General features: G+C 55.2%; 8 protein-coding genes. 1 reads left to right on the plus strand and 7 read right to left on the minus strand.

The annotated features are described in order from the left end of the window. Positions 1-31: 31 nt before the first annotated feature. Both ACQUQP_RS11535 and ACQUQP_RS11540 read right to left on the minus strand, forming a co-directional pair. The gene (locus ACQUQP_RS11535; protein WP_432695179.1) at positions 32-478 is read right to left on the minus strand and encodes a response regulator; all 447 of its coding nucleotides are present in this window, start codon (positions 476-478) and stop codon (positions 32-34) included. A 45-nt stretch (positions 479-523) separates the two neighbouring features. Further along, positions 524-1,192: a DNA-binding protein gene (locus tag ACQUQP_RS11540; protein WP_432695180.1), complete on the minus strand. Its 669-nt coding sequence runs from the start codon at positions 1,190-1,192 to the stop codon at positions 524-526. 138 nt (positions 1,193-1,330) lie between these two features. Between ACQUQP_RS11540 and rimO the strand changes: the two genes are divergently transcribed. Next, on the plus strand, positions 1,331-2,644 hold the full coding sequence (rimO, locus tag ACQUQP_RS11545; RefSeq protein ID WP_432695181.1) for a 30S ribosomal protein S12 methylthiotransferase RimO: 1,314 nt from the start codon (positions 1,331-1,333) through the stop codon (positions 2,642-2,644). Between the two features lie 146 nt (positions 2,645-2,790). Here rimO and ACQUQP_RS11550 read toward each other — a convergent pair whose 3' ends face one another. Genes ACQUQP_RS11550 through ACQUQP_RS11570 form a run of 5 tightly spaced genes read right to left on the minus strand, consistent with a single transcriptional unit; the run spans position 2,791 to position 12,739 of the window. Continuing rightward, positions 2,791-3,915 (minus strand): response regulator, encoded by a 1,125-nt coding sequence (locus tag ACQUQP_RS11550; protein WP_432695182.1) that lies wholly within the window; start codon positions 3,913-3,915, stop codon positions 2,791-2,793. Positions 3,916-3,975: 60 nt separating this feature from the next. Continuing rightward, positions 3,976-5,085 (minus strand): HD domain-containing phosphohydrolase, encoded by a 1,110-nt coding sequence (locus tag ACQUQP_RS11555; RefSeq protein ID WP_432695183.1) that lies wholly within the window; start codon positions 5,083-5,085, stop codon positions 3,976-3,978. A gap of 26 nt (positions 5,086-5,111) precedes the next feature. Next, positions 5,112-5,510: a response regulator gene (locus ACQUQP_RS11560; RefSeq protein WP_432695184.1), complete on the minus strand. Its 399-nt coding sequence runs from the start codon at positions 5,508-5,510 to the stop codon at positions 5,112-5,114. Between the two features lie 3 nt (positions 5,511-5,513). Continuing rightward, complete coding sequence (locus tag ACQUQP_RS11565) at positions 5,514-11,957, minus strand: response regulator (RefSeq protein ID WP_432695185.1); 6,444 nt, start codon at positions 11,955-11,957, stop codon at positions 5,514-5,516. Then, a complete protein-coding gene (locus ACQUQP_RS11570; protein WP_432695186.1) occupies positions 11,954-12,739 on the minus strand; it encodes a substrate-binding periplasmic protein in 786 nt (261 codons plus the stop codon). The genes ACQUQP_RS11565 and ACQUQP_RS11570 overlap by 4 nt, the downstream gene beginning before the upstream one ends. Positions 12,740-12,873: the final 134 nt, after the last annotated feature.

A 12,873-nucleotide genomic window follows, 5' to 3' on the forward strand; every position in this document is an offset into this window, starting at 1 on the left:
GGGCTGCGGTCAGTTCTTCAGGCGATTCTAGTCACTGGGTGAGCAACGAATCAATACCGTCAGCGCCACGGTAACAGCCTGAGGTGTAAACATCTATCGCGTAGGCTGAAGCCAGGTCAGTGCCGGCGATGCTGGTCGGCAAGGCCACCAGCTCATCACTGTAACCGATCAGGGATATGCCCTCTTTTTTGCAGTGCGCCAGCACTTTCTCCAGTGCCTTGATGACGGCCAGTTGCCGATCATTGAACGTGGGACCATTGACCTGGGAGCGCTTCTTGCTCGAGGTCTGGCGAATGATGTAGCCGTCATCGTCGAGCAGTTGAATGGTGATGCCGACAAGCTTGGCTTCAACCAGTGCGCGCTTGCAGATTTCGAACTGTGACTCTCGACGGCAGGCGATGGTATCGCCGCTGTGAGCCATCCTGACGATGGCGGTAATCTCTTCCTGCTCACTACGTATATCGATCTGATGTTCCATAATAATCAATCCGATACGATTCTGAGTTAGAGTTAAAAATTAATATCAGGCGTGCTTTTGCAGCTGCTGACGCAGCATCGCATTTTCCCTGTTGAGCTCTTCATTGCGTCCACGCAGCCGGGCCAACTCCTCTTCCTGGATACTCAGCCTTACCCGCGCCTCTATCAATGCCTCGCCCCCCTGGTCTGCACCACCTATCTGTTCCTGTTGGCGCAGCTTGGCATTAGCCTCATCAAGTTGCTGGGTCAGGCGGTAGGTCTGCTCATCGGCTTTCAGCAGTTTGTGCTCAAGCTCATGCTTTTCATTGGCGAGCGTTTCACAGCGATCCAGCAAGCGGCCGTTTTGTGACTGAAGGTCGTGCAGCGCCTGCTGGCCGCCCTGTTCACTCTTGGCAACCTGACCTTTGAGTTCCGCTTCACGCTGCAGTAGAGTCTGCCGCTGCTCTTCAAAGCGGTTTTCCGCATAGGCGAGCGCCCTGTCCCAAAGCTGGTTGGCAATGTTGAGTACCGGCTCTGGCAGTTCGGGGTGCTGCTGCTGCCGGGTGATGCGCTCACCCAGCCCCTTCCACCAGTCGTTCAGCGCCTTATTGATCGTGGTGAGGCTGCCGCTGCCGATCTGTTCTCTGACGGCCTGTTGAGTAGGGCGAATTCCCTGCTCAAGCAGTGTATCGGCAGCCGTAAAGACTTTCTCTCGTGTACTGCCTGCTTGTGCCATAAATACACCGTACGTATCAAATAGTATGTATTAAGGCACGATATTATCACGATTTTGCGAGCTGCCCAGGCCATATCGCGCAAAATTTGATCTTCCGTTAGAATCCGCAGATCTTCCTGTTATTTAGGTCACTTGCGTATGAGCACACCGAAAGTCGGCTTTGTCAGCCTGGGCTGCCCCAAGAACACCGTTGATTCCGAGCGCATTCTCACCCAGCTTCGCTCCGAGGGTTATGAAATCAGCCCTTCCTACGACGGTGCCGACGTAGTGCTTGTAAATACCTGCGGGTTTATCGACAGTGCCGTGCAGGAATCCCTCGACAGCATCGGCGAGGCGTTGCAGGAAAACGGCAAGGTGATCGTTACCGGATGTCTGGGGGCCAAAGAGGACCTGATCCGCGAGGTACACCCCAAGGTGCTGGCGGTCAGCGGCCCGCACCAATACGACCAGGTGATGACCCAGGTGCACCAGGTGGCACCCCGCCCTGCTCATGATCCGTTTACCAGTCTGGTGCCGGACACCGGTATCAAGCTGACACCGCGCCACTTTGCCTATCTTAAAATATCCGAGGGCTGTAACCATCGCTGCACCTTCTGCATCATCCCGTCGTTCCGGGGCGATCTGGTCAGCCGCCCGATCGGCGATGTGTTGAGCGAAGCGCGTCGGCTGGCGGAAAACGGTGTGCAGGAACTGCTGGTTATCTCCCAGGACACCAGCGCCTACGGCGTTGACACCAAATACAAACTCGATTTCTGGGATGGACAACCGGTCAAGACCCGGATGAAGGAGCTGTGCGAGGAGCTTGGCAAACTCGGTATCTGGGTGCGTCTGCATTATGTTTACCCTTACCCTCACGTGGATGAGATCATCCCGTTGATGGCGGAGGGCAAAATCCTTCCCTATCTCGATATCCCGTTCCAGCACGCGTCACCGGCGGTACTGAAAAACATGCGCCGCCCGGCTCATGCGGAAAAGGTGCTGCACCGTATCGCAAAATGGCGCGAACAGTGTCCCGATATCACGCTGAGATCAACCTTCATTGTCGGTTTCCCGGGCGAAACAGAGGATGATTTCCAGATCCTGCTCGATTTCCTCGAAGAGGCGCAGCTTGATCGCGTGGGCTGCTTCAAATACTCCCCGGTCGAGGGTGCCGGCGCCAACGATCTACCAAACCCTGTTGATGAGGCGGTCAAACAGGAGCGCTGGGAAAGGTTCATGGAAGTACAGCAGCGTATCAGCGCCGCCAAACTGCAGCAGAAGGTAGGCAAAACCATCGAAGTTATCGTTGATGAAGTTGTAGCAGAGGGCGCTGTCTGCCGTTCAAAGGCTGACGCACCCGAGATCGACGGTCAGGTCTTTCTCGACAACCAGACCCACCTGAAACCGGGTGAGCGCCTGATGGTGGAGGTTGAAGAGGCCGACGAATACGATATGTGGGCCCATCCGGTTTAACGGGCAACGGGTTGAGCAACGGGTTGGATAGTTCAATACTGTCTGGCCCACCCGCCCCATACTGGCGACTTACAATCCACCCGCTGCGCCGTATCAACGAACAAAACCGCCCTTCTCGCGCTTATTTCGCTACAGAGTTTTAGACTCTATGCCTCGCACCGGACGCGAATCTGGTCGTGCAGACGTTCTCGCCAGCTGGACTTCAGCTTGCGCACAATCGCATCGGTCAGTGTCGTGCCCTTGGGCACAATCACTGAGCCGGTGTCTGAGACTAGATCTTCGGCAAGCACCATTCCTGCCTCCAGGTCTTTCAGTGCTATCGCTGCTGGTGCGTCATCCTGCGCGCTGGCGTTAATCTGCTCCAGCGAGGTCAGCATCTGTGCGGGGAAGTGCGGGCGCATGGCCGTGATAATTTCTTCGGGGTCCTCGCCCTGACCGAGCTGCTCATCGAAGTAGATCGCGCCCTGCAGCAAGGCGTTACCCACCAGGGTATCGCCACGGAAATCGAACAGTTCCACACTTTCAAACAGCTTGAGTCGGCGGATGATTTCAGCGCTCTCTTCCAGGTGCGGGATGTTTAACAACAGCTCGCAGCTTCGTTGCGGGTAGGTGCGGTACAGCGCCAATTCACTTTCCGACAGCGGCAGGTTGTTGTTTATCTTGTGCATCAGTTCGGGCGGCAAAAACATGCAGCCCAGCTGGCTCAGGCTCGCTGCGACCTCGTATTTCCAGGCTTCCTTAGTACCCAGACGGGCCGCCAGGTCATGAACGATGCTTTTGAGCCTCAATGCGCGGGAAAATGCCTCGGGATTGGATACCGCAAGAAGGTCGGTCAGAATCCGCACGCTGCCGAGCAGAGTCTTCTGCAGCGAGTCTGATAGTTTCTCCCGCGTCTCGCTTAGCTCCAGATGTGTGCGGACCCTGGCGAGGACGACGGGAGGACTGAACGGCTTGATAATGTAATCCACGGCGCCCAGCTTCAGCCCTTTGGTTTCGTCTTTCACCTCGCCCAGAGCAGTGACAAATATGATCGGAATTTCGCGGGTTCGGGATGCGCTTTTAAGCGTCTTGCAGACAGTATAGCCATCCATCTCCGGCATCATGATATCCAGCAGGATCAGATCGGGCCTGAGTTTGGCACGGGCCAGTTTCAGTGCTTTCTCGCCGGAGGTGGCGATTTTGGTTTTGAAATAGGGCTTAAGAATCTCATTTAACAGCGAGACGTTAGCCGGTGTATCGTCAACGATCAGAATCGTCTTCTGCACTTCCATTTTGATAATCCTGTCGTTACTTCTGTCGTTACTTGTTTCGTTAATGCTGGGCTCGTCCTGTTACTGGTTTTTACGAACATCTTCCTCCGAATCAGCGTAGGTCTCAGCAACAGCCCGGCACTCTTCAGAGATCTTCAGAAAGGCATCCAGCATATCGGGATCGAAATGGGAGCCGCGACCCTCGGTCATGATCGACACCGCCTTTTCGTGTGGAAAGGGTGGCTTGTAAACTCGCCGGCTGATCAGCGCATCGTAGACATCGGCTATCGCCATGAGCCGGGCGGAGAATGGAATCTCTTCGCCTGCCAGCCCTTCCGGATAACCCGAGCCATCCCATTTTTCCTGGTGCGAGTAGGCGATCTCCTTGGCGATGGTGAGGAAATCGCTGGGCTCGGAGAGCTTCTTCTCGGCGGCTACCAACGCATCACGGCCGTAGACCGTATGCAGCTTCATTTTTTCAAACTCTTCATCGGTCAGCTTGCCGGGCTTCAGAAGAATCGCATCGGGCACACCGACCTTGCCGATATCGTGCAGCGGTGCCGCCTTGAACAGCAGGGTGATATGTTCCGGGGTCAGGAAATCTTGAAAGCGTGGGTGGTCGCAGAGCTCCTCCGCCAGCAGTTTGACGTAGAGCTGGGTGCGGCGGATATGGTTACCGGTTTCCGGATCTCTGGACTCTGCCAGCGCACCCATCGCCTCCATAGCCACATCCTGAAGCTCGCCGAGCTTTTTGGTGCGGTCCTGTACCCTGTCTTCGAGAATCTGGTTCTGATGCTTGAGGACGTCCCGGGCTTCTTTCAGCGTGAGGTGGTTTTTTACCCGCTCCAGCACGATCGGCGGGCTGATCGGCTTGGTGATATAGTCCACGGCGCCCAGCGAGAGGCCATGGGTTTCGTCCTCCACACTGACCTTGGCCGTTAAAAAGACCACCGGAATATCAGCCGTCTGCGGGTCTGCCTTCAGTGTTTCGCACACCTCGTAACCATCCATGTCCGGCATCATGATATCGAGCAGGATCAGGTCCGGTGGCGTATCGGACTGGGCGATTTTCAGTGCTTTTTCACCGCTGGTGGCGATCTTGGTTTTGTACCGGTCCTTGAGGATGTTATTCATCAGCGAGACATTGGCCGGCGTATCATCAACTATCAGGATGGTCTTTTTGTCATTCATGGCCCTTCCCCTGTCTGTCGCCGGGTTTAGTCTGCTTCCGGTTTGATGCTGTTAAGGTGTTCGGTCACCCAGATACACACCATGGTTACATCGATCGGCTTCTCCAGGAAATCGATGGCACCCAGCGCCAAACCGCGGGAGCGATCGCCCGGGTTGTTCTTACCGCTTAGGAAGATCACAGGAATATGCTGGGTTTCCGGCGAAGCCTTCAGCTTTTCGCACACTTCGAAGCCGTCCATTCCCGGCATCATGATGTCGAGCAGGATCAGGTCGGGTTTGGGGTCCCGCGCGGCGATCTCCAGTGCTTTTTCACCGCTGGTGGCCACTTTGGTCCGGTACATCTCTTTTAAAGCCGTATTCAGCACCTTGATATTAGCCGGAGCATCATCAACCAACAGCACTGTTTTCTGGTCACTATCACTCATAACTCATCCTTGGGATTCTGAATCAGTTAAACAGGATTCACGGACAACCTTGGCTGCCAGTTCAAAATCAAAGTTTTCTATCGCCTCTTCCAATTCATCGAGCACCGCCTTGTCGAGGGCGCTCTGGAGCGAGGGTTTCAGCTCCTCAAACAGATCAGCGGCCTCTCCATCATCATCCTCTAGGAGCGCAAGCAAGCCCGACAGGTCGGGCATCGATATTTGCTGCTGCAGGTCGTTGTTAATCTGCGCCATAACCTTCAGAGCGGCTTCGAAATCGAAGTTCTCGATATGATCGCCGAGCTCGGCGACATGTTCGGAAGCCAGCGACTGTTTGAGTAACGGCTGATTGTCGATGAAGTACTCCTCAGCATCGCCGTCGTCCTCTTCAAGCAGACCCTGCAGCCGGGCCAAAACCGCCCGGGTTTCCGCAGAGGAAGCGCCGGTTCCACTGGTTTGCGTTTCGAACGCTGCGGCCTCAGCCGCTTCGAAGGCGTCCAGTGCTTCCATCATTGCGTCGAGTGTGGCTGTGAATCCGGGCAGCAGTCTCTCTGCCTGTGCCAGATCCTGCTTGTTGATGGCGTGTTCGAGCTGTTGGGCAGATTCCTGTATTCCGGTGGCACCCAGATTACCGGCGACGCCCTTGGTGGTGTGCGCCAGTCGTTCGGCGAGCGCGCTGTCCTCTGCATCAAGAGCTGCCCGGATCTCGGTGGCGGCGCTCTTTTGATCTTTTATAAACCGGCGAATCAGGTCACGGTAGAGCTTTCGGTTGCCGCCGAGCCTGGCAAGGCCCACTTCGGTATCCAGCCCCTCGACTTCAGGCAGGCTAAGCTCTGCCTGAACCGTCGCTTCTTTCCGCGCTGCCAGCGCCACCTTGCCAAGCCCCTCCCGCGGCTTTATCCAGCGCACCAGCGCATGGTACAGCGCGGCGGGCTCGATCGGCTTCGCCACATGATCCTGCATGCCTGCGGCCAGGCAACGCTCCTTATCACCCGCCATGGCGTTAGCCGTCATTGCGACGATGGGGAGTTCATCGAAGCGCTGATCTTTTCTAATGGCCGTTGACGCTTCAAATCCGTCCATCACCGGCATCTGCAGATCCATCAAGACAATGTCGTAATCCTGAGCATTAATTTTATCAACCGCGATTTGGCCGTTTTCGGCGATATCCACTTTCATGCCGGCGCGCTCGAGGAGCTCGGTGGCGACCTGCTGGTTGATCTCGTTATCTTCCACCAGCAGGATATCGGCGCCGGATACCGAGATTGCGATAGATTCAGCGCTTGAGTCCGACTTGTCGGCCCCCCCGCTGCGGGTTTCGCGCCCAAGAGCCAGCATCGCGGCATCCAGCATGGAGGATGCAGAGACCGGTTTGGCCAATACACCGTCCACCGAGTTTCCGACCTTGCGCAGCATCTCATTGGTGTCGTAAGAGGTAGTCATGATCACCTTGGGTGGCGCCTTGAGAGAGAGCTTGCGCAGGGTGTTGTTCATCTCGATGCCGTCCATACGTGGCATTTTCCAGTCCAGGTATACGATGCTGAACGGATAACCCCGCTCATCATGCTTGCTGATAAGCTCGAGAGCCTCAGGACCGGAAGCTGCGATCACTGGGTCGAATGTCAGTGACTCCGCCGCCTGCTTGATGATCTCCCTGGCCGCAGGGCTGTCATCGACGATCAGCACCGGCAGGCCGCGCAGATCGGGCTCGGGCTCGACTTTGAGCGTGTCCGCATCGGGGTTCACGTCCATCTGTACTGTAAACAGGAAGGTGCTGCCCTCACCCGCGACGCTTTCTACCCAGATATCGCCGCCCATCATCTGCGTCAGCTGTTTACAGATGCTCAGGCCAAGGCCGGTACCACCGTATTTACGGGTGGTGGAGGCATCGGCCTGACTGAATGACTGGAACAGGTTGCCGACCTGCTCAGGCGTCATACCTATGCCGGTATCGGAGACGGCAAACTGCAGTGTGACCTTATCATCGGCGAGGGATTTGTTGCCGATTTTGATAACGATCTCACCGGTATCGGTGAACTTGACGGCGTTGTTGACCAGGTTTATCAGTATCTGGCCCAGTCGCAGAGGATCGCCGTTAAGGCCCCTGGGGACATCTTTGTCGGTTGCGATCAGCAGCTCGAGCCCTTTCTCCTGCACCTTGACGTTCATCAGGCTGGTCAGGTTGCTGATCGTTTCGTCCAGGTTGAATGGGATGTTCTCAAGTTCCAGTTTACCGGCTTCAATCTTGGAGAAATCCAGGATGTCGTTGATGATCCCCAGCAACGCATTGGCTGCGGAGTTAATCTTGTTAAGGTAGTCCTCCTGGCGCGGGCTTAATTCAGTCTGCAGGGCGAGGTAACTCATGCCGATAATTGCGTTCATCGGCGTACGAATCTCATGGGACATGTTCGCCAGGAACTCGCTCTTGGCGCGGTTTGCATCGTAGGCCTGTTCGCGAGCTATCACCAGTTCGGTAATATCGGTTGAGATACCGCCCAGTGCGAACAGCTCACCATCGGTATCAAATACAGGAAACTTGAACGAGATGTAGGTGCTGATGCTACCGTCCGGGTTACGAACGGTTTCCTCGAGCTGCACCGTATCGCCCTGATCGATCGCCTGAAGGTCGGTCTGGTGAAAACGATCAGCCACATCTTTGGCATGAATATCGTAATCGGTTTTACCCAGTGCAGCGCCGTTTTCGCACTGGGCGACCCGCTCCCAGACTTTGTTGACCAGGACGTACCGACCTTCCGGGTCTTTCATATAAATCAGTGCCGGAGAGTTGTCCAAAACGGACTGCAACAGCTTTCTTGAGTCGGCCAGTGCTCTTTCCGCCTTGCGGCGCTCAGAGATATCGCGCAGAGACGTTGCGATCAGTGTCCCCTCTTCAGACTCTATCGGGCTCAAGCTGATCTCGACCGGAACCTTGTTTCCGGCCTTGGTGAGCGCGAGTAACTCATTGCTCGTACCACCTCCGGCACTGCCTGCCGAATCGACTGAAGAGTGGCAGTAGTCGCGGTAGCTTTTACGATATTCAGCCGATACCAGCATCTCTACTGCCTGACCGTAAAGCTCCCGCCAAGCGTACCCGAAGAGTTCCTCTGCACGCTTGTTCACCATGACCACGCCGCCTTCGGCGTTAGCGACGACCATCGGGTCTGGCGCGGATTCCAGCAGCTTTTTGAACTGATCCTTGCTCTTGCTGAGCTCCAGGGTACGTTCTTCCACCTTGTCTTCCAGCTCATCACGGGCGCGAACCAGTGAGCGTGTGGCACGGTCGCCGATCCAGGTGTTGATACCCATCAGGCTCAATGACAGAAACAGGGTTGCACCCAACAACGCATACAGCGTATTCCGCGAGATGATATGCGCTTCCAGGGCCTCGGACTCATCGATTTCTGTAATCAGGCCCATGCCGAGCTCAGGCACCCAGTGCCATGCACTGAGCACCCTGTCATTGCGGTAATCAAGGAAGCCCTGGGTGTCTATACCGCTTTCCCCCCTGGAGATCCCGCGGGCTGCTGGCGTCAGTAATGATTTGTCGAACGGGTCTGTAGGAGCAGCAACCCGCTGCGGCGGGTTGGAAATGCGCAGGGTAAGCGCTGTCCGGCCGCCTTCAGGGATGACACCCTGGGAGATCAGATCTTCTGTGAAGCGGCTCTCGCTGAGCATCAGGCCCGAAGCGTCAACAGCATAGGTTTCGCCCGTTTTGCCGGTGGTGCCGCGCGAGAGTATTTCAGAGAACACATGTGCTGGATCCGCCGTGGCTACGACTGCACCTACCGGACGGCCAACGTAATCGAGTACGGGCGCCGCGAAATAGATTTCGACCTGTTCACTGACCGGGTTGAAGGTCGGCCGTATGAAGACGACTTCACCCTGGAAGACTCGCTCTTTGAGCGTGCTCATCAGGTGCTTTACCGATGGGGCACCGTTATAAACAGGCGAGCCATCGGTCAGGACCATGGAGAATTTCCAGTTGCTGTCGCCCAGATTGTGTTGATCGAGCAGTGCCTGAAGGCTGTTACTAGAGGGGCTTGGTTCTTCCTGTCCCGATTCAATTTCCCAGGTAGTTAAAAGCGTTTCGAGCCCCTCTTCCCTTGCAATCAAGGTGATAAGCCTAAGTCGGCCATTCACCCAGAACTGCAGCATTTCATGAGTGGCGTTGAGCATGGTATTCAGGGATTGCCCCGCCCGCTGACGCGCGACCTGTTCCTCTCGTTCGAGCGAGTGCCAGGTAAGACCTAGAACGACTACCAGGATCGAAGACAGCGCCAGTATGCCAAACAGCCGTAATCGACTGGACTGGTAGAGGGAAAGAGCGCCTTCCGCTTTGCGTGCCAGGTACCAGACGATACCGATTAGAATAATCGCAAGCCCGATCGTAATCACCACAAACTGGATCACCGGCAACTGCTGGTTCTGAGAAGCCGCAGGCGAAGTGCCGGCATCGCCGAGACCGATATTGAGCCATCGATTTCGGATCGCATCACGCTGTGCCGGTGTGACGGTATCGATCGCTTTATTGAGAATTCCGATCAGTTCCGGCCAGTCTTTGCGCACTGCGATACTCAGCTCGTAGTGGTAGTCGGTTCTGAACGCCACCTGCAGGTCTGATAACGCATAGTCACTAACGAGATCCAGTGCGGAGTACTGGTTCGCCAGCATCGCATCCAGGTTGCCTTCAGACACCGCGAGCAGCCCGTCCTTCAGAGACGGAACGGCTACAAATTTGATGTTGGGGTAGTTGCTTTTCGCCCACTCGGTGCTGGCATAACTTTCTACAACACCGAGCTGCGCGCCTGCCAGCGAAGCCATATTGCTGAACGATTCGGAGTTCTCCTCCCGTGCAATGATGACGGATGGAATACGCAGGTAGGAATCGGTAAAATTGAAAAATTCACGCCGGCTTTCGGTTGGGGCCATGCCCGGCAGGATATCTATCTCTCGCTGCTTGGCCTTTTCCACGACGTCCGCCCAGACCTTCTCGGGGACCAGCTCAAGTTTTATGCCCAGCTGGTCGCTGATCAGAGCAGCATAGTCCGCGACGATACCTGAATAATTACCCTCGGCATCGATAAATTCGAAGGGCGCCCAGTCTGGATCGGAACCAAAAGTTATGATCGGGTGTTCCAGCAGCCAGCCCTGTTCTTCCGAATTCAGCTCAAGTTGTGACAATGGATCGGCGGCATCCAACTCCTGGCCGGGATTCAACCAGGCGGAAAGTATCTCCATCCGTTCATCCTGGCTGATTGAGGCTATCCCCTTGGTAAGGATGCTATGCAGTAACGGCTTATCTCCGGTCACCAGCATGCGTAGCGGGTTGTTACCCAAATTGCTTGGGAAGGAGCTAAAGCCCGACAGTGCGTTTTCCCTCAGGAAATATTCGACAACACTTTGGGAATCCATGGTGGCGTCAGCCTGACCGGCCAGCACCATCTCGATGGCATCGAGGATTGAATCAGCTTCGATGACCTGAATTCCGGGCATCCTCTCTTTGACGATATCGATCGTCGCGTAACCTGAAGGAATCACCAGTCGCTTTCCGTTCAGGTCGCTCATACTGCGAATATTTGTTCCGTCCTTGGCGTAAACAAACTCTTTCAACACCAGATAGCTGGGGGTATGAAGCGCGTACTGGCTGCGATCAGCAGAAAAATAGGCAGCGGCTACCAGATCGATCTCACGCTCCTTGAGCATGGAGTGCAGTTTGCTGTAGCTGGCCGGTTCTGAGTATTCGAACTGGAGACCTGTTTTCTCGGCGATGACGTCGAGAAAATCGATGGTGATACCGACATAATCACCTTCACGATCAATATAGTTAAAGGGTGGCCAACTATCTTCTTTACCAACCAAGACCCGAGGACTGGACTCAATCCATGCCTTTTCTTCCGCGGTTAAATTAACTGCCCTGTCGCTGGATAGGCTCTTCGAGAGGACGCTGACGATCTGCGTTTCATCCCGCTTTGCAACCATATCGCTGAGCAGGTTTATCGAATCGATCAGTGACTGCTTATTGCGCTCGTAATCCGGTGAGTCCAGTACCGCCTTGGCTTGCTGCACATCTCCAGCCGCCATATAGGTTTCAGCCCGCATCTCCAGATCGACCAGCGACTCATTGAAGGCGTTGATCAGCTCGAGCTGGCTTTCAGCTTCTTCCGGCGCAAGGGCACGGATCTGGCTGAGCGTATCGTCGAAACGAGTAACCGCGATCCTGTACCTGTTCAGCCACTGTTCGTTACCTGAGTAGACGTAGGTGGTCATCGCGCCCGTCAGAATTTCATCCTGAAACAGCAGAGATTCGGTTAGCTGGGCAAGGTTGGCCGCACTTTGCTCGTCCTGCGAGGTTTCGTCTGTGGCGACAACACCTTGTGGCGAGAGGACGAGAAACAGAGATGAGATAACAATGAATGGCAGCAGAGTACTTTTAAAGACGCGTTTTATCATTGCGCAGCCTCCGCGGGCAGAACAAAGCCATATTTCCTTAGAATCAGACGGTAGTCAGGTGTAGTGATATATTGGCGGACCTGCTGTTCCAACTGATCCCTGAACGCTTCGGCATTTGGCATACGACGCGAGACGGCGAGATTAACCGGCAGTACATGAACTGAAGGTGTGAGTACTTTGAATGCGCTTCTAACGCCGAGCCTATCGGCGCTGCTGAGAAAGTACTGCTGGTTGTTGATGGCGAGATCGAAGGTGCCCGATAACAGCCCCTTTAGCTGGGCAACCGAATCAAGCACTGGAGCTTTAGTGAGGTAATGGGTGGAATCAAACTCCGGCCCATAGGTCCAGCCGTAGTTAACACCTATCTTGAACTGGGCAATGCTGAGCAGACGTCCGTTATATTCAATGGGACTGTCCGCCCGTGCGATGAGATCCTGGGTTTCGTAGATATGGGGAGTCGAGGTAAACAGGGCTAATTTATCGCGCTCCGGTGTGGAGGTGAGGTTGACCATCATATCCTGGCTCCCCGCTGCCATCGATTGCAGGGCACCACGCATGTCTGAATATTGGGTAACCTGAGCCTCGTACCCGAGCTTCTCTAAAACCGCTTCAGCGATCTCGTAAGAAGCACCGCCTGGTGTACCGTCCCTGTCCACGGCATAGAAAGGATAAAAATCTTCCGGCATTGCGATGCGGATTACCGCTTTCTCGGCCGCCCTGACCTGGTAAGAGAATACCGCAAGCGCGAGGGCAAGGATTAACCTGACAGCTAAGTTGGTCATTTGAGCTCCGTTACGGGGGCATATATAGCTAATCAGGATGATTCTGTTAGCCGGCTTAAACCACTGCCCGAGTTAGAAATGCGCTGATACATCTATCTCGGATGCTCAACAGTGCATTTTCCCTGGTAGTCCGA

This window comes from Marinobacterium sp. YM272 (genome assembly GCF_050908845.1).
In the GTDB taxonomy this organism is placed as follows: domain Bacteria; phylum Pseudomonadota; class Gammaproteobacteria; order Pseudomonadales; family Balneatricaceae; genus Marinobacterium_D.

Coding starts and splice junctions, on each gene's coding strand:
- ACQUQP_RS11570 (WP_432695186.1), bottom strand. CDS start 12,739: ATGACCAACTTAGCTGTCAGGTTAATCCTTGCCCTCGCGCTTGCGGTA.
- ACQUQP_RS11565 (WP_432695185.1), bottom strand. CDS start 11,957: ATGATAAAACGCGTCTTTAAAAGTACTCTGCTGCCATTCATTGTTATC.
- ACQUQP_RS11555 (WP_432695183.1), bottom strand. CDS start 5,085: ATGAATGACAAAAAGACCATCCTGATAGTTGATGATACGCCGGCCAAT.
- ACQUQP_RS11550 (WP_432695182.1), bottom strand. CDS start 3,915: ATGGAAGTGCAGAAGACGATTCTGATCGTTGACGATACACCGGCTAAC.
- ACQUQP_RS11560 (WP_432695184.1), bottom strand. CDS start 5,510: ATGAGTGATAGTGACCAGAAAACAGTGCTGTTGGTTGATGATGCTCCG.
- ACQUQP_RS11540 (WP_432695180.1), bottom strand. CDS start 1,192: ATGGCACAAGCAGGCAGTACACGAGAGAAAGTCTTTACGGCTGCCGAT.
- rimO (WP_432695181.1), top strand. CDS start 1,331: ATGAGCACACCGAAAGTCGGCTTTGTCAGCCTGGGCTGCCCCAAGAAC.
- ACQUQP_RS11535 (WP_432695179.1), bottom strand. CDS start 478: ATGGAACATCAGATCGATATACGTAGTGAGCAGGAAGAGATTACCGCC.